At 72.2% G+C, this 25,762-nt stretch carries 10 protein-coding genes; 2 read left to right on the top strand and 8 right to left on the bottom strand.

The window, feature by feature from the left end; all coding sequences use genetic code 11:
* Window positions 1-69: 69 nt before the first annotated feature.
* The 6 genes from AC068Z_RS20245 to AC068Z_RS20270 are packed head-to-tail and all read right to left on the bottom strand — an operon-like array spanning window position 70 to window position 22,422.
* Complete coding sequence (locus AC068Z_RS20245) at window positions 70-10,284, bottom strand: non-ribosomal peptide synthetase (protein ID WP_478557108.1); 10,215 nt, start codon at window positions 10,282-10,284, stop codon at window positions 70-72.
* A complete protein-coding gene (locus AC068Z_RS20250; RefSeq protein WP_478557110.1) occupies window positions 10,281-18,380 on the bottom strand; it encodes a non-ribosomal peptide synthetase in 8,100 nt (2,699 codons plus the stop codon). The genes AC068Z_RS20245 and AC068Z_RS20250 overlap by 4 nt, the downstream gene beginning before the upstream one ends.
* A 46-nt stretch (window positions 18,381-18,426) precedes the next feature.
* A complete protein-coding gene (locus AC068Z_RS20255; protein WP_478557112.1) occupies window positions 18,427-19,686 on the bottom strand; it encodes a glutamate synthase-related protein in 1,260 nt (419 codons plus the stop codon).
* The gene (locus AC068Z_RS20260) at window positions 19,683-20,699 is read right to left on the bottom strand and encodes an asparagine synthetase A (protein WP_478557114.1); all 1,017 of its coding nucleotides are present in this window, start codon (window positions 20,697-20,699) and stop codon (window positions 19,683-19,685) included. Before AC068Z_RS20260 ends, AC068Z_RS20255 begins: the two co-directional genes overlap by 4 nt.
* A gap of 2 nt (window positions 20,700-20,701) precedes the next feature.
* Entirely contained in the window at window positions 20,702-21,955 is a 1,254-nt protein-coding gene (locus AC068Z_RS20265; RefSeq protein WP_478557116.1) for a methylaspartate mutase, read from the bottom strand.
* Window positions 21,952-22,422: a cobalamin B12-binding domain-containing protein gene (locus AC068Z_RS20270; RefSeq protein ID WP_478557118.1), complete on the bottom strand. Its 471-nt coding sequence runs from the start codon at window positions 22,420-22,422 to the stop codon at window positions 21,952-21,954. Before AC068Z_RS20270 ends, AC068Z_RS20265 begins: the two co-directional genes overlap by 4 nt.
* A 233-nt stretch (window positions 22,423-22,655) precedes the next feature.
* Here AC068Z_RS20270 and AC068Z_RS20275 point away from each other — a divergent pair, with 233 nt between their 5' ends.
* The gene (locus AC068Z_RS20275) at window positions 22,656-22,985 is read left to right on the top strand and encodes a hypothetical protein (protein WP_478557120.1); all 330 of its coding nucleotides are present in this window, start codon (window positions 22,656-22,658) and stop codon (window positions 22,983-22,985) included.
* A gap of 97 nt (window positions 22,986-23,082) precedes the next feature.
* The gene (locus tag AC068Z_RS20280; RefSeq protein WP_478557122.1) at window positions 23,083-23,295 is read left to right on the top strand and encodes an MbtH family protein; all 213 of its coding nucleotides are present in this window, start codon (window positions 23,083-23,085) and stop codon (window positions 23,293-23,295) included.
* 74 nt (window positions 23,296-23,369) lie between these two features.
* Here AC068Z_RS20280 and AC068Z_RS20285 read toward each other — a convergent pair whose 3' ends face one another.
* Both AC068Z_RS20285 and AC068Z_RS20290 read right to left on the bottom strand, forming a co-directional pair.
* The gene (locus AC068Z_RS20285) at window positions 23,370-24,299 is read right to left on the bottom strand and encodes an ornithine carbamoyltransferase (protein ID WP_478557124.1); all 930 of its coding nucleotides are present in this window, start codon (window positions 24,297-24,299) and stop codon (window positions 23,370-23,372) included.
* Between the two features lie 64 nt (window positions 24,300-24,363).
* Window positions 24,364-25,719, bottom strand: coding sequence for a helix-turn-helix domain-containing protein (locus AC068Z_RS20290; protein WP_478557126.1), 1,356 nt, complete (start codon window positions 25,717-25,719; stop codon window positions 24,364-24,366).
* Window positions 25,720-25,762: the final 43 nt, after the last annotated feature.

Raw genomic sequence — 25,762 nt, forward strand, 5'->3', positions numbered from 1 at the left:
TCCGAGCAGGGCGGTGGGCAGGATGCGGGGTCCGTACGTCGTCGTACGGACCCCGGCGCGCGCTGGATGTCAGATCCGGGCCGGCCGCAGCCTGCGCGCGAGTACCTCCCCGATCTCCCGCAGCGGTTCGGCCTCGGTCATCCGGGCGTGCTCGCAGTCGACGGCGAACTCCTCGACCCGGCCCATGACGTACGGCGCCCAGGCCGCCGCCCCCGACCGGTCGGCCGGGGTGCCGGTGGCGTCGAAGAACAGTGCGCCGCCGCCGAACCGCACGTCCGGCACATAGCGGTAGCGCATCCGCAGGTTGTCGGCCGTGGTCGCGACGACGGCCGCCGCCTGGGCGTGCTCAAGCCCTGCGAGCACCGGGTCCGTCCGCCGCAGCGCCTCGGCGAGCTCGGCGATGTCGGGGACCGTGTCCGCGCAGCGCACCTGGACCGTCTCGCCCCGACTGCCGAGGAGGGCGGTCAGCACATGCCGGCCGTCGATCTCGGGCGCCGTGAACCCGTCCGGGAGCGGATAGGAGTCGAGGAGGGCGAGCAGGGCCACGTCCTCTCCGGCCGCTTCGAGACGGGCGGCTACGGCGTGCGCGACGAGCCCGCCGAAGGACCAGCCGAGCAGGTGGTACGGGCCGTGCGGCTGAGCCCTGCGGATCTCCGCGAGGTAGTCGTCGGCCATCTCCTCGATGGACACGGGTGCGTTGTGGGTGCCGTCGAGCCTGCGCGCCTGGAGGGCGATGAGGGGCCGGTCGGCGCCGAGGTGCGGCAGCAGTCCGGCGTACCCCCAGCTCACGCCCGACACGGCGTGGAAGCAGAACAGGGGCTCCTCAGCGGCCGTGCCCTTCGCCGCCCTGATGGGCAGGACCGCGTCGAGCGGGTTCCCGCCGCCGCCCGCCGCGATGTGCTCGGCGAGCAGGGCCGGGGTGGGGCTCTGGAACAGGTCGCGGATGGTGATGCGGGTGTCCCAGACCGTGCGGACCCGGCTGATCAGCCGGGTGGCGAGCAGGGAGTGTCCGCCCCGGTGGAAGAAGTGGTCGTCGATGGTGACGGACGACAGACCCAGGGTGGCCGCGAACAGGCCGCACAGGATCTCCTCTGCCGGGTTGCGCGGGGCGCGGCCGCTGCTTTCCGCGTCGAGGTCGGGCGCGGGCAGGGCGCGGCGGTCGAGCTTGCCGTTGACGGTCCGGGGCAGCTCGTCCAGGACCACCAAGGCCGAGGGCACCATGTGCACGGGCAGCCGGGCCGCCATGTGCCGGCGCAGCGCCGCCGTGTCGACGCCCTCGCCCACGAGGTAAGCCACGAGTCGTTTGTCGCCGGGGCGGTCCTCTCGTACGACGACCGCGGCCTGCTGGACGTCCGGGTGTGCGGTCAACGCGGCTTCGATCTCGCCGGGTTCGATACGGAAGCCGCGCAGCTTGACCTGCTCGTCGCGGCGGCCGAGGTACTCCAGGGCGCCCTGCCTGTTCCAGCGGGCCAGGTCGCCGGTGCGGTACATGCGGGAGCCGGCCGGGCCGTACGGGTTGGCCACGAAACGGTCCCCGGTCAACCCCGGCTGACCGATGTAACCGTGCGCCAGGCCGTGACCGGCCACGTACAGCTCACCCGGCACACCCGGCGGCACCAACTCCAGGTTCCCGTCGAGCACATAGGCGTGCTTGCCGAACAGCGGCCCACCGACCGGAATCGCCCCCTGCTCGGCCCCGATGGTGTGCGTCGTCGTGAAGCCCATGCTCTCCGCCGGGCCGTAGCCGTTCAGCAGGTGCAGGTCGGGGAAGTGGGCCAGTGCCTTCGCCGTATGGACGGGGGATGCGGCTTCGCCGGCGGTCATGGCCTCCCGCAGGTACGTGAACACCGAGGGGTGTTCGTCGAGCATGTGGTTGAAGAGGCTGGCGGACATCTGCAACGACGTGACCCCGTGACGTTCCACGAGTTCCGCGATCTGGTGCGGGTCGGTGTGCTGCCCCGGCTGGAGAACGCACACACCACCGTGCAGCAACGGCCCGAACACCTCCAGCGCGAAGGCATCCCACGACACCGGGGAACACTGCAGGAAGGTCTGCTGCGGCCCGAAGGCCAGATAGTCCGGCCCGACGAAAGTCGCCGCGAGGGCCCTGTGCGAAGCGGAAACGCCCTTCGGCTTGCCCGTAGACCCGGACGTGAACATCACACACGCCACCGACTCCGGCGTCCCGCCCGACGTCACAGCTGCACCCAACTCCAAGCTGATCCGCGTGACTTCACGCGTCAAGTCGACAATCGCCGCATCCGTGCGAAGCTCCGCCAGATGCTCCTGCGTGATCACAGCACTCGGCGCCACCTGCTCCAGCACACCATTGAGCCGCTCCACCGGGAACTGCGGATCCAGCATCGTGTAACCGGCCCCCGCCTTCAGCACCGCCAACATCGCGGCCACCATGTGCGGCGAACGCTCCACATGCACACCCACCAGATCACCAGGCCGCACACCCCGCCCCGACAGATACCGAGCCAGCCGGTTCGACCACACATCCAACTCCCCGTACGTCACCTCCTGATCCTCGAAGATCAGGGCCGTCGAGTCCGGCATGCGCGCGGCCTGTCGCGTGAACAACCCGTCCAAGCCGAGCGACGGGGCCTCGGAGGCCGGGCCGGACCACGTGGTCAGCTGCTCCCGCTCCTCGGGCGCGAGCAGCGGGACCGAGCCCAGCGTGGTGTCGGGGTCGGCCGCGGCCGACTCCAGCAGGAGCAGCGTGCGCTCCAGCAGGAGTTCGACCGTCCTCGGCTCGTACAGGTCGGTGGCGTACTCGACGGTGATGTCGAGGCCGGCCGGGCTGCCGTCGGCGGCCCGGCGCTCACCGAACGCGAAGGTCAGGTCAAACTTCGCGATCCGCAACTCCGGCTCGAGGAAGGCCGTTTCGAGCCCTCCGAGGTCGGGGGCGTAGATGGCGGTGTCGCCGACGGTGAGCATGACCTGGAACAGCGGATGCCGGGACGCCGAACGCTCGGGGTTGAGCACCTCGACGAGCCGGTCGAACGGAAGGTCCTGATGAGCCCACGCGGCAAGATCCGTTTCCCGCACCCGGGCCAGCAACTCACGGAAGGTGGGATCACCACCCACGTCCGTCCGCAGGACCAACGTATTGACGAAGAAGCCCACGAGATCATCGAGAGCCTGATCCGTCCGGCCCGCGACCGGCGAACCGATCGGGACATCCGTTCCGGCGCCGCACCTCGCCAGGACCGTGGCGACGGCGGCCTGCGCGACCATGAACAGGGTGGTTCCGGTCTCGCGCGCCAGCCCGGTCAGGGCAGCGTGCGTGGTGGCGGGGGCGGTCACCTTGTGGGTGGCCCCGCGATAGGAGGCGACTGCGGGCCGCGGCCGGTCCGCCGGCAGCGTGGCCTCCTCGGGCAGCTCTGCCAACTCCTGCTGCCAAAAGTTGAGTTGGCGCTCCTCATCGGTGGCGAGGAGGTTCCGCTGCCACAGGGTGTAGTCGGCGTACTGGACCGGCAGCGGTGCCCACTCGGGGGCACCGCCCTGGCAGCGGGCCGTGTACGCGATGGCGAGGTCCCGCAGGAGCGGGCCGTTCGACCAGCCGTCGGAGGCGATGTGGTGCGTCACCAGCAGGAGCACGTGCTCCTCGGGGGACAGTTCCAGCAGATCCGCGCGGATGGGCAGATCGGCGGAGAGGTCGAAGGTGACACCGGCCGCACGGGCCAGCGCCTGGGGCAGGGACTCCTCCGTCACCGGGGTCACCGGGAGCGCGAGGTCGGTCTCCGCCGCGGAGCGGATCGCCTGGTGAGGCGTGCCGTTCTCGGAGGGGAACGAGGTCCGCAGCGCTTCGTGCCGGCCGAGCACGTCGAGGAGTCCGCGGTGCAGCGCCTCGGTGTCGAGCGCGCCAGTCAGCCGGACTGCGAGGGGGATGTTGTACGTCGGAGAGGGCCCCTCCAACTGGTCCAGGAACCACAGTCGTTGCTGAGCCGAGGACAGCGGCAGCCGCTCCGGCCGCTCCCCCGCCGCCAGCGCCGGACGCCCTTCCTCGGTGCCGCTCACCGCGATCAGCTCGGCCAGCCGTACCACCGTCGGGCACTGGAAGATCTCCCGCACTCCGAGTCGTACGCCGAAGGCCTCCCGGATCCGTGAGGTGAGCCGGGTGGCGAGCAGGGAGTGGCCGCCCCGGTGGAAGAAGTGGTCGTCGATGGTGACGGACGACAGACCCAGGGTGGCCGCGAACAGGCCGCACAGGATCTCCTCGGCCGGGTTGCGCGGCGCTCGGCCGTCGCTGGCCGCGTCGAGATCGGGCGCGGGCAGGGCGCGGCGGTCAAGCTTGCCGTTGACGGTCCGGGGCAGCTCGTCCAGGACCACGAACGCGGAGGGCACCATGTGCTCGGGGAGGCGGGCCGCGGTGTACCGGCGCAGGGCGGCCATGTCGACGCCGACTCCCACCACGTAGGCGACGAGTCGTTTGTCGCCGGGGCGGTCCTCGCGTACGACGACCGCGGCCTGCTGGACGTCCGGGTGCGCCGTCAGCACGGCCTCGATCTCGCCGGGTTCGATACGGAAGCCGCGCAGCTTGACCTGCTCGTCGCGGCGGCCGAGGTACTCCAGGGCGCCTTGCCTGTTCCAACGGGCCAGGTCGCCCGTGCGGTACATGCGGGAGCCGGCCGGGCCGTACGGGTTGGCCACGAAGCGGTCCGCGCTCAAGCCCGGCTGACCGATGTAACCGTGCGCCAGGCCGTGACCGGCCACGTACAGCTCACCCGGCACACCCGGCGGCACCAACTCCAGGTTCCCGTCGAGCACATAGGCGTGCTTGCCGAACAGCGGCCCACCGACCGGGATCGCCCCCTGCTCCGCGCCGATGGTGTAGGTCGTCGTGAAGCCCATGCTCTCCGCCGGGCCGTAGCCGTTGAGGAGGCGCAGTCCGGGGTGGGCTTCCAGGGCGCGGGCCACATGTGCCGGTGAGGCTGCCTCGCCGGCGGTCATGGCCTCACTCAAGTGCGTGAACACCGAGGGGTGTTCGTCGAGCATGTGGTTGAAGAGGCTGGCGGACATCTGAAGGGTGGTGACCTCGTGCCGCTCCACCAGCTCGGCGATCTGCTGCGGATCCGTGTGCTGCCCCGGCTGGAGAACGCACACACCACCGTGCAGCAACGGCCCGAACACCTCCAGCGCGAAGGCGTCCCACGACACCGGAGAACACTGCAGGAAGGTCTGCTGCGGCCCGAAGGCCAGGTAGTCCGGCCCGACGAAGGTCGCCGCGAGGGCCCTGTGCGAAGCGGCAACGCCCTTCGGCTTGCCCGTAGACCCGGACGTGAACATCACACACGCCACCGACTCCGGGAAACCACCGGTCGCCACAGCCGTGCCCAACTCGGAACTGATCCGGGCCACTTCACGCGTCAGATCGACGATTTCCGCATCCGTACGAAGCTCCGCCAGATGCTCCTGCGTGATCACAGCACTCGGCGCCACCTGCTCCAGCACACCATTGAGCCGCTCCACCGGGAACTGCGGATCCAGCATCGTGTAACCGGCCCCCGCCTTCAGCACCGCCAACATCGCGGCCACCATGTGCGGCGAACGCTCCACATGCACACCCACCAGATCACCAGGCCGCACACCCCGCCCCGACAAATACCGAGCCAGCCGGTTCGACCACACATCCAACTCCCCGTACGTCACCTCCTGATCCTCGAAGACCAGCGCCACGGCCTCCGGCGAGCGCGCCGCCTGGCCGGTGAACAGGCCGTCGAGGCCCAGCCGGGGGGCCGGGGTGGCGGGTCCGGCCCAGAGCGCGAGGCGTTCGTGCTCACCTTCGGTGAGGAGGGGCAGGCCGGAGACGGGCAGGTCGGGGGTGGACACGGCCGCGGTGAGGAGTCGTACGAGTCGGTGGGCCACGGCCTCCGCCGTGGCGGGGTCGTAGAGGTCGGTGGCGTACTCGACGGTGATGTCGAGCCCGTCCGGGCTGCCGTCGGCGGCCCGGCGCTCGCCGAAGGCGAAGGTCAGGTCGAACTTGGCGATGCTCAGTGAGGGGGTGACGAACCGCGCTGTCACGCCGGGGAGTTCAGGTTCGCTCACCGTCGTGTCGCCGACGGTGAGCATGACCTGGAACAGCGGATGCCGGGACGCCGAACGCTCGGGGTTGAGCACCTCGACGAGCCGGTCGAACGGAAGGTCCTGATGAGCCCACGCGGCAAGATCCGTTTCCCGCACCCGGGCCAACAACTCACGGAAGGTGGGATCACCACCCACATCCGTCCGCAGGACCAACGTATTGACGAAGAAGCCCACGAGATCATCGAGAGCCTGATCCGTCCGGCCCGCGACCGGCGAACCGATCGGGACATCCGAACCGGCGCCACAGCGTGCGAGGACGGTGGCGACGGCAGCCTGAGCGACCATGAACACGGTGGTTCCGGTCTCGCGCGCCAGCCCGGTCAGCGCCTGGTGCGTGGCGGCCGGGCAGGACACGGTGAAGGTATCGCCCTGGTACGAGGCGACTGCGGGCCGCGGCCGGTCCGCCGGCAGCGTGGCCTCCTCGGGGAGGTCCGCCAACTCCTGCTGCCAGAAATCGATTTGGCGCTCCTCGTCGACGGCTAGGAGGTTCCGCTGCCACAGGGTGTAGTCGGCGTACTGCACCGGCAGGGGCGCCCAGTCGGGTGCCGCTCCCTCGGTGCGGGCCGCGTAGGCGCGGGCCAGGTCGGCGAAGAAGGGCGCGTTGGACCAGCCGTCGGAGGCGATGTGGTGCGTGACCACGACCAGGACGTGGTCCTCCCCCGACAGCCGCAGGAGAGCGGCACGCATGGGGAGTTCCGCCGACAGGTCGAAGACCCCGGCGCACTCCTCCGCCAGCGCCTCAGCGAGGTTCTCCTCGGTCGACACCCGCACCGGCAGGCGTACGTCGATCTCCACTGCCGACAGGACGAGTTGGTACGCCTCCCCGTCCGCGACCCGGAAGACCGTGCGCAGCGCCTCATGCCGTACGACGACGTCACGCAGCGCGTGGCGCAGTGCACCGGTGTCGAGCGCGCCGGTGAGACGGACGGCGAGCGGGATGTTGTACGTCGGTGAGGGGCCCTCCAACTGGTCCAGGAACCACAGTCGTTGCTGAGCCGAGGACAGCGGCAGCCGCTCCGGCCGCTCCCCCGCCACCAGCGCCGGACGCTCCTCCGCGCCGCCGCTCGCCGCGATCAGCTCGGCGAGCTGGGCCACGGTGGGGTGCTGGAACATGTCGCGGACGGTGATCCGGACGCCGAAGGCGGTACGGATCCGGCTGACGAGCCGGGTGGCGAGCAGGGAGTGCCCGCCGAGGCGCAGGAAGTGGTCGTCGATGGTGACGGAGGGCCGGCCGAGGACGTCCGCGAAGAGTCCGCACAGGACCTCCTCGGCGAGGCCCCGGGCCGCGCGGCCCTCGCTGTCGGCGCTCAGGTCGGGCGCGGGCAGGGCCCGCCGGTCGACCTTGCCGTTGACGGTCAGCGGCAGGGAGTCCAGGGCGACGAAGGCGGCCGGGACCATGTAGTCGGGCAGCACCTCGGCGGCGTGGCGGCGCAGGGCGGCGGTGTCGATGTCCGCGCCGACGGCGTAGGCCACGAGGCGTTTGTCGCCGGGGCGGTCCTCGCGGACGATCACGGCGGCCTGCGCCACGGCTTCACAGGCGACCAGGGCCGACTCGATCTCGCCGGGCTCGATCCGGAAGCCGCGCAGCTTGACCTGCTGGTCGGCGCGGCCCAGGTACTCGATCTCGCCGTCCCGCGACCAGCGCACCAGGTCGCCCGTGCGGTACATCCGCGCGCCCGCCGGGCCGTAGGGGTCGGCCACGAACCGCTCGGCGGTCTGGCCGGGTCGGCGCAGGTAGCCGCGGGCCAGTCCGGCGCCCGCGATGTACAGCTCGCCGGGGACTCCGGGGGCGGCCAGGCCGAGGTGCTCGTCGAGGACGTAGAGGCGGGTGTTGTCCAGGGGGCGGCCGATGGGCAGGGCGCCCGGGTAGTCGAAGGGGCGGCGGACCGGGCCGGAGGTGGCGAAGGTGGTCGTCTCGGTGGGGCCGTAGCCGTTGACGACCTGGAGGCCGGGGCAGGCGTCCATGACCCGCCGTACCGCCTCCGGTGGGACCACGTCGCCGCCGGTCCACACCTCGCCGAGGCCCGCGAACACGGCGGGGTCCTCCTCGGCGACCAGCCGGAACAGGCCCGCGGTCAGCCACAGACCGGTGACGGACTCCGCTTCGAGTACGGCGGCCAGGGCGGCCGTGTCGAGGACGCCGGCCGGGGCCACGGCCACCGTCCCGCCGGTCAGCCAAGGCACCCACAGTTCGAAGGTGGAGGCGTCGAAGGTGTGCGGGGAGTGGAAGAGGACGCGCCGGTGCGCGGGGCGGGTGAAGCCTTGGTCGAGGGCGAGTTCGGCGACGTTGCGGTGGGTGATGGAGACGCCCTTGGGCACGCCGGTCGAGCCCGAGGTGAACATGACATAGAGCCACTGGTCGGGGTGGACGGCCACCTCGGGCGCCGGGCACGGGTCGGTCCCCAGGCCACCGGTCAGGTCGTCCACCGGCAGGACGCGTGTCCCGGACTCGGCCACGATCTCGTGGTCGGCGAGCGCCGGGTCCACCAGCAGCAGCGGCGCCGCGGTGTCGGCGAGGATGCGGGTGAGCCGGGAGGCCGGGTCGACGGGGTTGAGGGGTGCGTAGACACCGCCCGCCTTGACGATGGCCAGAAGGGCGAGGACGAGGTCGGCGGAGCGTTCCATGAGGACGGCGACGACGGTCTCGGGGCCGACGCCCTCGGCGACGAGCCGGTGCGCGAACCTGCTGGAGACGGCGTCGACTTCGGCGTACGTCCAGGTGCGTCCGGCGTGGCTGAGCGCGACCGCGTCGGGGGTGCGGGCGGCCCGCTCGGCGAACAGTTCGGCGAGGGAGGCGTCCGGGACGGGGCTTTCCGCGCCGGCCCAGGTGTCCAGGAGCAGGGTGCGCTCGGCCGGGTCGAGCAGGTCGAGGCCGGACAGCGGGGTGTCGGGGTGGGCGACGGCCTCGCCGATCAGCCGCAGGAGCCGGGCGAGCAGGGCCTCGACGGTCTCGGGGTCGTAGAGGTCGGTGGCGTACTCGGCGGTGATGTCGAGGCCGGCGGGGCGCCCGGCGGTGTCGAGGTGTTCGTCGAAGCCGACGGTAAGGTCGAACTTGGCGGTGCGGGTGGCCGAGTACTCCGCTCGCGCGCGCAGTCCGGGGAAGTCGGGGGCTTCGGTGGAGCCGGCCTGGACGAGGGTCAGCATGACCTGGAACAGGGGGTGGCGGGCGCCGCTGCGCTCGGGGTTGAGGACCTCGACGAGCCGGTCGAAGGGCAGGTCCTGGTGGGCCCAGGCGGCGAGGTCGGTGGTGCGCGCCCGATCCAGCAGCTGTCGGAAGGTGGGGTCGCCGGAGACGTCGGTGCGCAGGACGAGGGTGTTGACGAAGAAGCCCACGAGGTCGTCGAGGGCCTCGTCGGTGCGGCCCGCGACCGGGGAGCCGATCGGGATGTCGGCGCCCGCGCCGGAGGCGGCCAGCGCGGTGGCGAGGGCGGCCTGCGCGGCCATGAAGAGGGTGGCGCCGCTCTGCCGGGCGAGGTCCACGAGCCCGGCGTGGGTCTCGGGCGGGCAGTGGGCGGTCACGGTGTCGCCTCGGTAGGAGGCGACGGCCGGCCGCGGCCGGTCGGCGGGCAGTGTGGCCTCTTCCGGCAACCCGGCCAACCGGTCCTTCCAGTAGTCCAGTTGCCGGTTCATCAGGCTGTCCTCGGCGTCCGGCTCACCGAGCAGCTCGCGCTGCCAGAGGGTGTAGTCGGCGTACTGGATGTCCAGCGGCTCCTGGTCGGGGGCGCGGCCTGCCGTGCGGGCCCGGTAGGCGTGGGCGAGGTCGCGCAGCAAGGGGGCGATGGACCAGCCGTCGGAGGCGATGTGGTGCATGACGACGAGGAGGACGTGCTCGTCCTCGGTGAGCCGGATCAGCCGCGCCTGGACCGGCAGTTCGCGGGCGAGGTCGAAGACGTGCGCCGACTCGGCGGCGAGGACGTCGGCGAGGCCGTTCTCGTCCGCCGGGACGACGGGCAGCGCGACCCGGGCGTCCTCGACGGGCAGGATGTGCTGGTACGGGGTGCCGTCGCGCTCGGGGCACAGGGTGCGCAGACTCTCGTGCCGGGCTACGACGTCGCCGAGGGCGAGGTGCAGCGCGTCGGCGTCGAGGGCGCCCGTGAGCCGTACGGCGAGCGGGATGTTGTAGGTGGCGGAGGGGCCCTCCAGCTGGGCGAGGAACCACAGGCGCTGCTGGGCGTACGACAAGGGGATCACTGGGAGGCTCCCATCCGGCGCATCGGCCGCAGCTTGGGGCGCGCGCTCTCGGCGCGGTCGAGCCGCTCGGCCAGCCTGGCCACGTTCGGGTTCTCGAAGAGGGCGGGGACCGGCAGTTCGGCCCCGAGGACGGTCCGGATCCGGCTGATCAGCCGGGTGGCGAGCAGGGAGTGCCCGCCGAGGCGGAAGAAGTCGTCGTCGATGGAGACGGAGGGCAGTCCGAGGACTTCGGCGAACAGTCCGCACAGGACTTCCTCGCGCGGGTTGCGCGGGGCGCGGCCCGTGCTGTCGGCGCTCGGGCCGGGGGCCGGCAGGGCGCGCCGGTCGAGCTTGCCGTTGGCGGTCAGCGGCAGGGCGTCGAGGGCGACGAAGGCGGAGGGGACCATGTAGTCCGGCAGCGTCTGCTCCGCATGGCGGCGCAGGGCTGCGAGGTCGACGTCCGCGCCGACGACGTAGGCCACGAGCCGTTTGTCGCCGGGCCGGTCCTCGCGGACGACGACCGCCGCCTGCGCGACCGAGACGCAGGCCACCAAGGCGGATTCGATCTCGCCGGGCTCGATCCGGAAGCCGCGCAGCTTCACCTGCTGGTCCGCCCGGCCCAGGTACTCGATCTCGCCGTCACGCGACCAGCGCACCAGGTCCCCCGTCCGGTACATGCGGGAGCCGGGGGTGCCGTACGGGTCGGCGACGAAGCGTTCGGCCGTGAGCGCCGGCCGGTCCAGGTAGCCCTGGGCGAGTCCGCTTCCGGCGATGTACAGCTCGCCGGGGATGCCGGGGGCGACCAGGCCGAGGTGCTCGTCGAGGACGTAGAGGCGGGTGTTGTCCAGGGGGCGGCCGATGGGCAGGGCACCCGGGTAGTCGAAGGGGCGGCGCAGGAGGTGGGAGGTGGCGAAGGTAGTCGTCTCGGTGGGGCCGTAGGCGTTGAAGACGGTCAGGTCCGGGCAGGCGTCCATGACCCGCCGTACGGCCTCGGGCGGGACCACGTCACCGCCGGTCCACACCTCGTCGAGGCCCGCGAACACGGCGGGGTCCTCCTCGGCGACCAGCCGGAAGAAGCCGACCGTCAGCCACAGACCGGTGATGGACTCCTCGGTGAGCACGGCGCCCAGGGCCGCCGTGTCCAGCAGGCCGGGCGGGGCGACGACGAGGGTTCCGCCGGACAGCAACGGCACCCACACCTCGTACGTCGTCGCGTCGAAGGCGAGCGGCGAGTGCAGCAGGACCCGGCGGTGCGCGGGGGTGGTGAAGCGGTCGTCGGCGGCCAGCTCGGTGACGTTGCGGTGGGTGACGGCGACGCCCTTCGGCACCCCGGTGGAGCCGGAGGTGAACATGACGTAGGCGAGCTGGTCGGGGTGGACGGTCACCTCGGGTGCCGTGTCCGGCAGGGAGAGGGACGGGTCCTCCGTCACGTTCAATGCGCGTGCGCCGTCGGGGAGTTCGAGGTCGCGGTCGGTCAGGAACACGGTCGCGCCGGACATCCGTACGATGAGATCGATACGGTCCTTCGGGTAGCGGGTGTCCAGCGGGACGTACACCGCGCCGGCCTTGACCACCGCGAGGATCGCCACGACCGCCTCGACGGAGCGTTCCTGGAAGAGGACGACCCGCGAGCCGGGCCGGACGCCCTCGGCGATCAGCCGATGGGCGAGCTGGTTGGCGCGGCGGTCCAACTCCGCGTAGGTCAGGCGTTTTTCGCCGCGTGAGAGGGCGACGGCGTCCGGGGTGCGGGCGGCCTGCTCGGCGAACAGCTCCGGCAGCGAGGCGGGGGGAAGGTCGCGCTGAGTGCCGTGCCAGGTGTCGAGCAGGTGGGCGCGTTCGTCGTCGGCCAGGACATCGAGGGCTCCGATGGGGACGTCAGGGGTGTCGGCGGCGGCCCGCAACAGCCTGACCAGGCGTGCGGTGACGGCCGACACGGTGGCCTGGTCGTACAGGTCGGTGGCGTATTCGACGGTGATGCCCAGTCCGGCAGGGCCGCCGTCGGGCGCGCGGTGCTCGTGGAAGGTGAAGGTGAGGTCGAACTTGGCGATGTCGAGCGCGGTGAACTCCGACTCACCGCGCAGACCCGGCAGTTCGGGCACGGGGTTGGCCGCGTCGGTGACCGAGAGCATGACCTGGAAAAGGGGGTGGCGGGCGGCGGACCGCTCCGGGTTCAGGGCCTCCACCAGCCGGTCGAAGGGCAGGTCCTGGTGCGCCCAGGCCGCCAGGTCCGTCTCCCGCACCCGGTCGAGGAGTTCCCGGAAGGTGGGGTTGCCGCTCACGTCGGTGCGCAGCACCAGCGTGTTGACGAAGAAGCCGACCAGGTCCTCCAGGGCCTCGTCCGTACGCCCCGCGACCGGGGAACCGACCGGGATGTCGGTCCCGGCGCCGGACCGCGACAGCAGGGCCGCGGTCGCCGCCTGCGCGACCATGAACAGGGTGGTGCCGCTCTCACGGGCCAGCTTGGTCAGCGAGCCGTGCAGGCCCGCGGGACAGCGAACGGCCAGGGACGCGCCCCGGTACGAGGCGGTCGTGGGCCGCGCCCGGTCCGCCGGGAGCGTGACCTCTTCCGGCAGTCCGTCCAAGGCCCGGCGCCAGTAGTCGAGTTGGCGCTCCTCGTCGGCGGCGAGCAGCGCCTGCTGCCACAGCGCGTAGTCGGCGTACTGGACGGGCAGCGGCTCCCAGCCGGGCGCCGCGCCCGTGACGCGTGCGGTGTAGGCGGCGGCCAGGTCCCGCATCAGCGGGGTGCTGGACCAGCCGTCGGAGGCGATGTGGTGGATGACGAGCAACAGCACGTGCTCCTCGTCCGCGACCCGCAGCAGGTCGGCGCGCACGGGCAGGTCACGCGCGAGTTCGAAGGTCGTGGTGGACAGGTCGCGCAGTACGGAGGGCAGGGCGTCGCGGGTCGCCGGGATCAGTGCCATCGCGGGCCGGGCGTCCCCGGCCTTGAGCACCCGCTGGTACGGCGTGCCCTGGTCGGCCGGGAACACGGTCCGCAGTGCCTCGTGCCGGGCGACGACGTCACCCAGGGCGAGGTGCAGGGCGTCGGCGTCGAGGGCCCCGGTGAGCCGTACGGCGAGCGGGATATTGTACGTGGCGGAGGGGCCCTCCAACTGGTCCAGGAACCACAGCCGCCGCTGGGCCGCCGACAGCGGCACCCGCTCCGGCCGCTCCCCCGCCGTCAGCGCGGGCCGCCGGGGCGCCCCGGCGGAGTCGGCACCGGCTTCGGCCTCGATCTCCGCCATGAAGCGCGCGAGACCGGCGACAGTTGGGTGCCGGAACATGTCCCGCACCGACACCTGCGCGCCCAGCGTCCGCCGGATGCGGCTGACGAGCCGGGTGGCGAGCAGGGAGTGCCCGCCGAGGCGGAAGAAGTCGTCGTCGATGGAGACCGCGGGCAGCCCCAGCGCGTCCGCGAACAGCCCGCACAGCACCTCTTCCACCGGCGTACGGCCCTGGCGGCCCCCCGGCCCGGTGCCCAGCCTCGGTTCGGGCAGGGCGCGGCGGTCGAGCTTGCCGTTGGCGGTGAGCGGGAGCAGGTCCAGTTCCACGAAGGCGGACGGGACCATGTACTCGGCGAGACGCTCGGCGCAGTGGGCGTGCAGGGTCTCGGCGTCGGTGCCTCCGACGACGTAGGCGACGAGCCGCTTGTCACCGGGCCGGTCCTCGCGGACGATCACGGCGGCCTGCGAGACGTCCTCGTGGGCGACGAGTGCCGACTCGATCTCGCCGAGCTCGATCCGGAAGCCGCGCAGCTTCACCTGCTGGTCGGCCCGCCCTTCGAAGACGATCTCACCGTGCTCGTTCCAGCGGGCCAGGTCACCCGTGCGGTACATCCGTTCCCCGGCCGGTCCGAACGGGTCGGCGACGAACCGCTCGGCGGACAGGCCCGCACGCCCGACATACCCCCAGGCGAGGTGACTGCCGGCCACGTACAGCTCGCCCACCACTCCGGGCACGACCGGCCGCAGGCCCTGGTCGAGGACGTACATGCGCGTGTTGGCCATCGGAACGCCGAGGTGAAGCCGCTCGACGACCCGCTGCCCGGGCCCGAAGGCCTGGTAGCTGCAGAAGACCGTCGACTCCGTCGGACCGTAGGCGTGCACGACCGTCGTCTCCGGACAGACCTCCAGCACCCGCTGCAGCGCGGACGCCGACAGCACGTCACCGCCCGTCCAGATCTCGCTCAGGCCCGCCAGCGAGTCGATCGCCTCCGAGGCCATCGCGTCGAACAGTGCCGTGGTGAAGTAGGCGGCGGTGATGCGGTGACGGGTGAGCGCGTCGCCGAGTTCGGCCACGTCGACCTTGGTCACCGGAAGGATGACGGCGGTGCCGCCGCTGAGGAGCGGGACCCAGAGTTCGTAGGTGGAGGAGTCGAAGGCCAGCGGGGAGTACGCCAGAACCCGCCGGTGCCGCTCCCCCCACCACGGATCCAGCGCCAACTCCACGACATTGCGGTGGGTGTTGGCCACGCCCTTCGGCGTCCCGCTCGACCCCGAGGTGTACATCACGTACGCCAACTGGTCCACATGGACCGGAACTTCCAGCACGTCCCCCTCAGCCTCGACGTCCGGCGGGGCGAGCATCGTCAGGCCCTCGCCCAGGGTCGCCGCCGTCCGGTCGGTGACCAGGACCCGGGCCTCGGTGTCGGCGAGGATGAACGCCAGGCGGTCGGCGGGCTGGCGGGCGTCCAGCGGAACGTACGCTCCGCCGGCCTTCAGAACACCCAGGACCGCGACCACGTATTCGACCGACCGGTCCAGGAACAGCCCCACGGCCGCACCCGGGGCGACTCCCTCGGCGGCCAGGCGGTGGGCGAAGGCGTCGGAGGCACGGTCGAGTTGGCGGTACGACAGCTCGCGCTCCCCGCACACCAGCGCCACCGCGTCCGGAGTGCGCGCGGCCTGGGCGGCGAACAGCTCGTGCAGCGGGGCCTCGGGCAGGGCGACGGCCGTGTCGTTGTAGTCGTCGAGCAGGGCGCGGCGCTGGGCCCGGGTGAGCAGCTCGATGTCGGCGATCGCTACGTCCGGGTCGGCGATCACCGCGTCCAGGACCCGCGTCAGCCGGTCGGCTGCCGTCTCGATGGTGGCGGGGTCGTACAGGTCGGTGGCGTACTCGAGGACGATGTCGAGGCCGTGCGGGTGACCCGACCGGTCGCGGTGCTCGGAGAAGTTGACGGTCAGGTCGAACTTGGCCGTGCCCAGGTCGGGTTGGGCGGTCTCGGCGCGCACTCCGGGCAGCGCCGGGGCGGGTTCGGCGGCCTCGGCCAGGGTGAGCATGACCTGGAAGAGGGGGTGGCGGGCGGCGGACCGCTCCGGGTTCAGGGCCTCCACCAGCCGGTCGAAGGGCAGGTCCTGGTGCGCCCAGGCCGCCAGGTCCGTCTCCCGCACCCGGTCGAGGAGTTCCCGGAAGGTGGGGTTGCCGCTCACGTCGGTGCGCAGCACCAGCGTGTTCACGAAGAAGCCGACCAGGTCCTCCAGGGCCTCGTCCGTACGCCCCGCGACGAGGGAGCCGACGGGGATGTCGGTGCCGGTGCCGGAACGGGACAGCAGGGCCACCGTGGCGGCCTGGGCCACCATGAACAGGGTGACGCCGGACTCCCTGGCCAGCGCGGTGAGCGCCTGGTGGGTCTCCGCCGGGCAGTGCACGGTGTGGGTGGCGCCGCGGTACGAGGCGACGGCCGGGCGGGGCCGGTCGGCGGGCAGGGTGGCCTCGGCGGGGAGGCCGGCGAGCGCCTCGCGCCAGTGGGCGAGCTGCGCCTCCTCGTCCCGGGCGAGCAGATCCTGCTGCCACAGCGCGTAGTCGGCGTACTGCACGGGCAGCGGCTCCCAGTCGGGTGCCGTGCCCTCGGCGCGGTGCGTGTAGGCGGTGCCGAGGTCCCGCATCAGCGGGGTGCTGGACCAGCCGTCGGAGGCGATGTGGTGGACGACCAGGACGAGCACGCTCCGGGTCGGCGTGAGCGTCAACAGCGCCGCGTGCAGGGGGAGTTCGTGGTCGAGGTCGAAGAGGTGCGCGGACTCCTCGGCGATGCGGTCGGGCAGTTCGTCCTCGGTGACGGGGGTGACGGTGAGCGGCACGGCCACCTCGTCGGGGTGCGCGATGTGCTGCCGGGGTTCGCCGTCGGACACGGGGTAGCTCGTGCGCAGCACCTCGTGGCGGGCGATCACGTCACCGAGTGCCTGCCGCAGCAGTTCGGGGTCGACGGTGCCGGTCAGGGTCACGGTGAGCGGGATGTCGTACGTGGCGGAGGGGCCCTCCATCTGGTCCAGGAACCACAGCCGCCGCTGGGCCGTCGACAGCGGGAGCGGGTCGTCCGAGCGGGGGGTGACGGTGAGTTGGGGGCGCGGGGCCCGGCGGGCGCCGGTGGCGATGTGCTCGGCGAGCCGGGCGACCGTCGGGTACTGGAAGAAGTCCCGCAGTGACAGCTCGGTCGCCAGGGCCGTGCGGACGCGGCCGACCAGCCGGGTGGCGAGCAGGGAGTGCCCGCCGAGGTGGAAGAAGTCGTCGTCGATGGAGACCGCGGTGAGTCCGAGGGCGTCCGCGAACAGGCCGCACAGCACCTCTTCGGTGGGCGTCCGGGGCGCCCGCCCGTCACCGCCGCCGACCTGCGGGGCGGGCAGGGCGCGGCGGTCGAGCTTGCCGTTGGCGGTGAGCGGGAGCAGGTCCAGCCGCACGTAGGCGGAGGGGACCATGTACTCGGCGAGACGCTCGGCGCAGTGGGCGTGCAGGGTCTCGGCGTCGGTGTCTCCGACGACGTAGGCGACGAGCCGCTTGTCACCGGGCCGGTCCTCGCGGACGATCACGGCGGCCCGCGAGACGTCCTCGTGGGCGACGAGTGCCGTCTCGATCTCGCCGAGCTCGATCCGGAAGCCGCGCAGCTTCACCTGCTGGTCGGCCCGCCCTTCGAAGACGATCTCACCGTGCTCGTTCCAGCGGGCCAGGTCACCCGTGCGGTACATCCGTTCCCCGGCCGGGCCGAACGGGTCGGCGACGAAGCGCTCGGCGGACAGCACGGGGCGGCCCAGGTATCCCCAGGCGAGGTGGCTGCCGGCCACGTACAGCTCGCCGACCACTCCGGGCACGACCGGCCGCAGGCCCTGGTCGAGGACGTACATCCGCGTGTTCGCCATCGGGACGCCGAGGTGAAGCCGCTCGACGACCCGCTGACCGGGTCCGAAGGCCTGGTAGCTGCAGAAGACCGTCGATTCCGTCGGACCGTAGGCGTGCACGACCGTCGTCTCCGGACAGACCTCCAGCACCCGCTGCAGCGCGGACGCCGACAGCACGTCACCGCCCGTCCAGATCTCGCTCAGGCCCGCCAGCGAGTCGATCGTCTCCGAGGCCAAAGCGTCGAACAGTGCCGTGGTGAAGTACATGGCGGTGACGCGGTGTTCGACGATCGCGTGGGCCAGCTCGGCGAGGTCCAGCTTCGGCGCGGGCAGCACGACCGCGGTGCCGCCGCTGAGGAGCGGGACCCACAGTTCGTAGGTGGAGGAGTCGAAGGCCAGCGGGGAGTACGCCAGAACCCGCCGGTGCCGCTCCCCCCACCACGGATCCAGCGCCAACTCCACGACATTGCGGTGGGTGTTGGCCACGCCCTTCGGCGTCCCGCTCGACCCCGAGGTGTACATCACGTACGCCAACTGGTCCACATGGACCGCCACTTCCAGCACGTCCGCCTCAGCCTCGACGTCCGGCGGAGCCAGCACCCTCAGCCCCTCGGCGGGGGCCTGCGCACGGTCCGTCACGAGGAGCCGTGCACCCGTGTCGGCGAGGATGAACGCCAGGCGCTCGACGGGCTGGCGCGGGTCCAGGGGGACGTAGAAGCCGCCCGCCTTCAGGACGCCGAGGACGGCGACGACGTACTCGACGGACCGGTCCAGGAACAGCCCCACGGCCGTACCCGGGACGACCTCTTCGGCGGCCAGGCGGTGGGCGAAGGCGTCGGAGGCACGGTCGAGTTGGCGGTACGACAGCTCACGCTCCCCGCACACCAGCGCCACCGCGTCCGGCGTGCGCGCGGCCTGAGCCCTGAACAGTTCGTGCAGAGCGCCCCCGGGCAGGGCGACAGCCGTGCGGTTGTACGCGTCGAGGTCGACGGCGGAGTGCTGAGGAGACATGTTCTCGACACCATTCTCGAGAGTTCGGGGTCGCTGCTGCGAAGGGTCAGGCGGCCGGCCGCGTGGGCCAGGAGGACGGCAGGAACAGGTCCTCGGGGTCGAGGGCGCCCACGTGGTACTTGCCGACCGCGCTGGTCAGCATCCGCAGTTCGAGGGCGAGGGCCTCCACCAGGCGGCGGAGTCCGTCGGTTCGGTCCTCGTCTGCGGCCAGGAGGGCGGCCCGGCCGAGGCCGATGGCTCGGGCGCCGAGCGCGAGGGCCTTGACGGCCCGCGTCCCCTCCCACATGCGGCCGCTGGCCAGCAGGCAGCGGTCGGTGCGGCCGACGCGCCGCAGGCACTCGGCGAGGGGCAGTCCGACGTGGGTGAGGAAGCCGGTCGGCGCCCAGGCGGTGCCGCCCTCGGCGCCGTCGACGGTCACGGCGTCGGCACCGGCCGCCCAGGCGGTGGCGGCGGCGAGGGCCACATCGCGTCCGGGGTGCAGCTTCACCCACACCTTGACGCGGGGGAAGTTGTTGCGCATGAGCCGGATCTGCTGGCGCAGGATCTCCTCGGTGAACGTGCCGGGGCTGCTGACCCGCAGGACCTTGTCGCTGTCGGCGCCGAACACCTCGTCGGTGGCGTACTGTTCGGCGATCCGGCTCGCGGCCCCGCGGCCGAGGACGGTGAGGCCGCCGAGTCCGGGCTTGGCGCCCTGCCCGATCTTCAGCTCGAAGGCGAGCCGACCGGTGGCGAGGAGGGGTTCGCTGACCGGGTCGCTGTAGACGAGGTTCCAGACCTCGGCGTCGGCGTCCTCGGTGGACTGCTGCACGGCGACACCGCCGTGTTCGTCGTCGGCGGCCTCGGCGTAGGCGGCGATCCGGCCGAGCAGCGGGGAGACTCCGGCCTCGTCGGCGCTGCGGTAGCCGTTGACGGGGACGACGTTCTCGCCGATGACCAGGGGGACGCCGAGCCGGGCGGCCTGCCGGCCGACGGCCTCGCCGAGGTCGTGGCTGGCGACCTGGGTGGAGCCGAACGCCGACACGTACAGCGGGAGCCGGCTGGTGAACCCGCCGATGACCGTCTCGAGTTCGACGTCACTGTAGAGGGGTTCACGGGCGAGGTCGATGAGCTTCTTCAGCCGGTCCGGCATGAAGACCGGCGGAACGATCCGTATGCGCTCCAGCTCGTCGTCGAGGGGCACCGGGGCGGCGCCGAGGAGTCCGCTGCCGTAGCCGGACTCGGCGGGGAACACGGCGGCGGCGCCGTGGCGGGCGCGGGAGCGGACCAGTTCCTCGGGGAAGCCGTCCGCGACGAGTGCGGCGCTCATGCCGACACCACCCCGGGCAGCTTGGGGTAGGCGCTGGCCTGCCAGACGGCCCGGCGTCCGGTGACGTACCGCGTGAAGCGCTCCAGGCCGATGCCGAAGCCGGAGCTGGCGGGGATGCCCCGGCGGGCCAGGTCCAGGTACCAGCCGTACTTGGCGGGGTTCTCGCCGGTCTCCCGCATACGGGTGACGAGGGTGGCGTAGTCGTGCTCGCGCTCGCTGCCGCTGGCCAGCTCGCCGTAGCCCTCGGGGGCGATGAGGTCGAAGTTGCGCAGCACGCCCGGCTGTTCGGCGTTCTCCTTGTCGTAGAAGCCGCGCGAGCCCTTGGGGTAGTCGCTGATGAAGAAGGGCCGGTTCGCTGTAGCGGAGACGATCTCCTCCCCCTGCCAGTCGATCTCGGCGGCGGGGTCCTGCGGGTGTCCCGCGGCGATCAGCTCGGCGGTGGCCTGCCGGTGTCCCACCCGGCCGAACGCGTCGGCGACGGCCACGCGCAGGGCGTCGGCGTCCCGGCCGAGCAGCTCCAGATCGGCCGGCATCGCGGTGACGGCGTCGGTGACGACGTGGGTGACGAGCTGCTCGGCGAGGTCCATCGCGTCCTCACGGCGGGCGTCACGGATCTCCACGTCGATCTGGTGGAACTCGGCCAGGTGCCGGTGGGTCACGGCCGTCTCCAGGGGTTCCAGACGGACGTTGGGGGCGATGTAGAAGATCTTGTCGAAGGCGAGCAGCGAGGCCTGCTTGTAGAGGATGGCGCTCGTCATCAGCTTGTACTTGTGGCCGTAGAAGTCGACGTCCACCTGCTTGGAGCCGCGGATGCCGGGGTCGGTGACCGGGCCGATGACGGGCGGCAGCAGCTCCTGGAAGCCGCGCGCGGTCAGGAAGGCCCGGGTGGCGGTGAGCATCCGGCTCTGCACCCGCAGGGTGGCCCGGGTGCGGGGGTCGGCGAGGTGGGCGTCGGGCGAGGACGGCAGGGCGCCGAGCACCTCGTCCACGGCCTCGGGGATGGTCGCGGTCATGGTCATACCTCCAGAAGCTCGTGGGCGTGCGCGTCGTAGCGGCACTGCACGTGGGTGAGGGCGTCGTACAGGCCCGCTGCGGTGAGCCGGGCGCCGCGGCGCGCGGTGACCTTGCCGATGGGCAGGGCGCCGATGTCGGACCAGGTCAGGCGGCCGTCCGCGTCGATGTGGCTGCGGGTGCGGCCCGCGTTGTCGGGGTGCAGGCAGTAGGGGACGTCGAGGTAGCCGCGCTCGAACGCCTTCAGCAGGGCGGTGCCCAGGTCGGGGTGGAGGTCGAGGACGGCGTCGACCAGGGCGCGGCCTTCGTCGTAGACCGGGTTGTCGGTGTGGTCGTACGGCTCCGGAGTGGCCCGCGCCGCCGCCGTGGCCGCCGTGCGCAGGGCGCGTACGTTCTCGGTGACGGTCGGGATGCGGTGGGCCTCGGCGTCGGTCTTCACGATCAGTCGCCGGGCGCCCGCTCGGACGGCGAGCTCGGCTGAGTGCTCCAGCAGGCGGTCGGCGCCGCGCCGGGTCCTGGGGTAGACGCCCATGTAGGTGTAGACGACGACGTGCCAGTCGGTGTCGGGCAGCAGTTCGGCGGCGAGCCTGCGCAGGGCGCGTACGGCCTGCCGGTCCTGTTCGGGGCTGGTCTGCTGGGCGTAGCTCAGGGAGATGGAGCGCAGCCCGGCGCGGTGGAAGAAGACGCCCTCCAAAGCGCTGATCGCGACCAGCAGTCCGGGCGGGCAGAGCTGGCCGAGCATGCAGCCGCCGAAGCTCTCCAGGTGGGGCTCGGCGCCGTTATCACGCAGGGCGGCCAACTGCTCGCAGGCCTCCCGCCAGTTGCGGACCGAGTCGACGAGCGGGGTGCGGCCGTAGGGCAGGCAGTAGGAGACGGGGCCGCCCTCGGTGGCGGTCAGGCCGAGCCGGGTGAGGGCGGCGACGATGCGCTGCGGGTGCGCGGAGCCGTGCCGGACCTGGACCGGGAAGGAGGCGTCCGGGATGCCGTCCAGGACCCAGCGTGAGGTGTGCGGGCTGTAGGAGGTGATGGGGTAACCGTTGAGCGGGACATCGGCGTTGAGAGCGCGCAGGGCGGACGGTTCGTCGCCGACGCGGGTGTAGCTGTCGATGGTGAGGGTGCCGGCCACGGCGTCGGCCGCGCCCTTGGTGGCGAGCAGCCCGGCCCGCATGCGGGCGGGTGCGGCGAAGCCCATGCGGGGCTGCACCACGAGGGCCCCGCGGGCCGCGGCGGCGGCGACGAACCGGCCGAAGGAGGTCACCGTACGGCCCCTTCCCGGGAGTCGGCCAGGGTGGTGACGTACGCCTCGAACGCGTCCAGGTCCCCGTCCTCCTGGAACACCGCGTCGAAGCCCGCCCGCAGCAGCCGCCCGCCGGACTCGCTCCGTCCCGCCGCGCCGTGGACGCCCAGCTTCCCGCCGATGACGGCGGGCAGCCGAACCAGTTCCCAGCGCTGCCGGAGCGCCCGGACCAGGTGCTCGGCGTCGTGGAATCCATGGCCGTTGACGCTGCTCACCACCAGCAGGTCGGGCTGGAACTTGCAGCAGGACTCGACGATTTCGTCCTGGGGAACGCACGGCCCCAGATTGACGACGTGGTGTCCCAGGTCTTCGAGCAGCAATTGAATGAAGACGAGATTCCAGGTGTGCGCATCGGACGGCAGTCCGGTGACAACGACGTCCAGCGGCCCAGAACGATCCCGGGACGCCAATTCCACAGGCTGCATCATCACTTGGTCCACATCAGGCGATGTCAATGGGAGAAGGAGCTCCTGGATTCGCTCGGAACTTCCTTTCGGCATCGATCGTAGGAACGCGCCACCCGCCGTACCGGCGTCGCGGGCGGCAGCCGGGCGGCAGTTGCCGCCGGCGGTCCCGCCGCTCGCCCCGGGCCCGCATACAGTCGATTTCCGTCGCCGCACCCGTTCCGTCGAGGATTTCGAGAATTCCGAAGGAGTGGACCATGTCCCACATCGCCCCCGCCGATCTGCTCACCGAGGCGCTGCGCGAGGCCATGACCCGGGCCGATCGCCATGAGCCCGTGGGAGAGGCCAAATTCGCGGTGCTGGAAGCGGCGGTGCAGCTGCTCGACGCCGACCGCCCCGAACTGGCCGACCAGCCCCAGCTGCGGACGGAGCTGCTGCGTGAGGCGCTCGGCTCGGTCCGCGCCGCCGCGGTCGCCGCCGGGGTGGCCGTCACGCGGGCCCACCAGGTGGGGACAGGGTCGGGAATGCCGGGGCCGGGAATGCCGGGGCCGGGAATGCCGCCCAACTGCCGTACGGGCTGCCCGTAGTGGCCGGCGCGGGCGCCTAGCCTCGAAACAGCGGTGTGGCGCCGTGATCCAGTTCTTTCTCCCATTTCGTTCTCACGGACCGACTGAGGTGAATTCCATGGCAACCAATCCGTTCGACGACACCGACGGCCGTTTCGTCGTCCTGGTCAACGACGAGGGCCAGCACTCCCTTTGGCCCGCCCGTGTCAGTCGCCCGGAGGGCTGGCGGCAGGTGCGGGAGGAGGGCAGCAAGCAGGAGTGCACCGAGTACATCGAGGCCAACTGGACGGACCTGCGCCCTCGTTCGGTCGTCGCCGCGATGGGCGGCTGACCGGAAGCGCACTCACGACGCGGCGGCGTCGGTACGGCCTTGAGAGCCGTACCGACGCCGCCGCGTGTGTCGTGTCAGTGTCCGTCCGCGCCCACCACGCACCACTCCAGGACCGCCATCGCGGCCGTCATCTTGTGGTAGGCCTGGCGCCAGGCGAGGCTGCGCTCGCCGTCGAGGACCTCGTCGGTGACCTCCTGGCCGCGCACGGCGGGCAGGTCGTGCAGGAAGACCGTGTGCGGACCGCTGTAACGGTCGAAGAAGGCCTGGTCGACGGCGAATCCCTCGAACGCGGTCAGCCAGTCGGGGTCGGCCTTGGGCACGCCCATGGTCTGCCACCGGCTGGTGTAGATCGCGTCCACCGGGCCCTCCACGGCCTCCGGGTCGGTCACCTGGCGCACGCCATGGCGGCCGCCGCTGATCTCCTCGACCAGGTCCAGAGTGCTCTTGGGCACCTCGTAGTCCGGCGGGCACAGCAGGGTGATCCGCAGACCGGGGGTGAGCGCGCCAGCCAGGGCGAGGGCCGCCCCGGAGCTGTTGCCCTCGCCGACGACGAGCAGATGCCGCCCGGCGAGGTCGCCGAAGTGCTCGGTGAGGGTGGTCAGATCGGCCACGGCCTGGGTGGGGTGCTCGTCCAGGCTGAGCGCGTTGATCACGGCGAGGTCCGGCCTGCCGCCGAGCCGGCGCATCTCCTCCACGTCGCCGTTGGTGCGGACGACTAGCGCGTCCAGGTACTGGCCGAGGACCCGGCTGGTGTCCTCCACCGTCTCGCCGGTGCTGAGCTGGAGTTCGTCCGGTCCGAAGGTGATCACGTCGGCCCCGAGGCGGGTGGCGCCGCTCCAGAAGGACGTACGCGTGCGGGTGGAGGACTTGCGGAAGTAGACGCCCACCTGGCGTCCCGCCAGCGGACGGTCCGCGACATCACCGCGGCCGAATGCGACGGCGCGGGCGACGATCTGGGACAGCTGCTCGGGGGTGAGATCGGCGAGGGAGATGAAGTCGCGCATGGGAGAGGGCCTTTCGATCGAGGTCGGGAGGGGTCTGTTCAAGCCATGTCGACAGGGTTTTCGCTCAGTGCACGAGGGCAGCGGCCCGCGTCGCCGACGAGGCGGCGCGCTCGGCGGCGAGCCGGCGAACCAGGTTGAGGACGCCGAAGCGCGCGGCACCGTCCGGTCCGGCGGGCAGCCTGCGCACGAGGCCGCGCAGCAGCAGCGCGTGGACGTCACGGACCACGGCACCTGTGGCGACGGACAGCGCGGTGGCGGCCTGCTCGGCCGTCCAGCCGTCGGACAGCGCGCTCAAGTCGCCGAGTAACGCGGCGGGTTGGTCGTCAAGACCGTTCACGGTCTCGGTCAGCAGCACGGCGAGCGCCGCGCCGCCCGGGTCGGCGAGGGTCGCGTCGTCCACGATGTCTAGCGGCCGGGTCCGGGCGACCCGCAGCAGGTCTTCAAGGGAGTGCAGCAACAGCCAGGAGGCGGCGGACTCCATCGCCCGGGGCACCCCGTCGAGGGCCCGGCAGATGTCGGCCACGGTGCGCACCATGGAATCCGTGGGCAGCAGGTCGGGGCGGATGTGGCCGACATGGGACAGCATCAGTTCCACGGCGGGCTCCCCGGCCGTGAGGGACTGCCCCGGCGGAGTCGTCCCGGCGTCGGGGCCGGGGACCGGCAGTGGGGCGAGCGGCAGGAGCCGGTTGCCCGGGACGCGGTGCGGTTCCCGCGCGGTGACGAGCACTTGGAGGCGTTCGCAGGCGTGCAGCAGGTCCGCGAGCCGCGGCACGAGGTGCGCGGCGGAGTCGTGGCCGTCGAGCACGAGCAGTGTGGCGCGGTCGCGTATCACCGAGGCGAGTTCCTCGAGTCCGCCGTCGCCGGTGGCCAGGGAGCGGGCCCAGCCGGTCAGCGCCGAGCGCGGGGTGCGCGGCGCGGCGGGGGCCGGCGCGGCGGCTTCGGCCATGTCGACCCAGAGGACGGGCATCCGGTCGCGGGTGTGCAGGAGGGCGGCCGCCTCCTGGGCCAGCCGGGTCTTGCCGACGCCCGGCAGGCCCACCACGGTCAGCAGCCGGTCGTGCTCGCCGGCCAGCAGCCCGGTGAGGGCCCGCAGTTCCTCGGCCCTGCCGACCAGACGGCACAACGGCGCGGGCGGCGGGGCGAGTTCGGCCCCGAAGGCCTCGTGCATGACCGGCCCGGCGGAGGCGCCCTCGACGGCGAGTTCCAGGGCGGCGCGGCGGGCGTCGCTGAGCCGCATGGCGTCGGCGAGCAGCCGGAGTGTCTCGCGGCGCGGGTGCCGTACCCGGCCCTGCTCCAGATCGCGGATGGCCCGCACGCTGACGGTGGACAGGCCGGCGAGCTGTTCCTGGGTCAGGCCCGCCCACCTGCGTGCCGCCCGTAACTGTTCGGCGAGTCCGTCCGTCGCTGATTGCTCGGTCATACGAGTCTCCTTGTACTCCGCGTGGGGGGCCGATCGCTGGGGC

This window comes from Streptomyces sp. NPDC043726 (genome assembly GCF_056436565.1).

Coding starts and splice junctions, on each gene's coding strand:
- AC068Z_RS20250 (WP_478557110.1), bottom strand. CDS start 18,380: ATGTCTCCTCAGCACTCCGCCGTCGACCTCGACGCGTACAACCGCACG.
- AC068Z_RS20255 (WP_478557112.1), bottom strand. CDS start 19,686: ATGAGCGCCGCACTCGTCGCGGACGGCTTCCCCGAGGAACTGGTCCGC.
- AC068Z_RS20260 (WP_478557114.1), bottom strand. CDS start 20,699: ATGACCGCGACCATCCCCGAGGCCGTGGACGAGGTGCTCGGCGCCCTG.
- AC068Z_RS20270 (WP_478557118.1), bottom strand. CDS start 22,422: ATGATGCAGCCTGTGGAATTGGCGTCCCGGGATCGTTCTGGGCCGCTG.
- AC068Z_RS20275 (WP_478557120.1), top strand. CDS start 22,656: ATGTCCCACATCGCCCCCGCCGATCTGCTCACCGAGGCGCTGCGCGAG.
- AC068Z_RS20280 (WP_478557122.1), top strand. CDS start 23,083: ATGGCAACCAATCCGTTCGACGACACCGACGGCCGTTTCGTCGTCCTG.
- AC068Z_RS20285 (WP_478557124.1), bottom strand. CDS start 24,299: ATGCGCGACTTCATCTCCCTCGCCGATCTCACCCCCGAGCAGCTGTCC.
- AC068Z_RS20290 (WP_478557126.1), bottom strand. CDS start 25,719: ATGACCGAGCAATCAGCGACGGACGGACTCGCCGAACAGTTACGGGCG.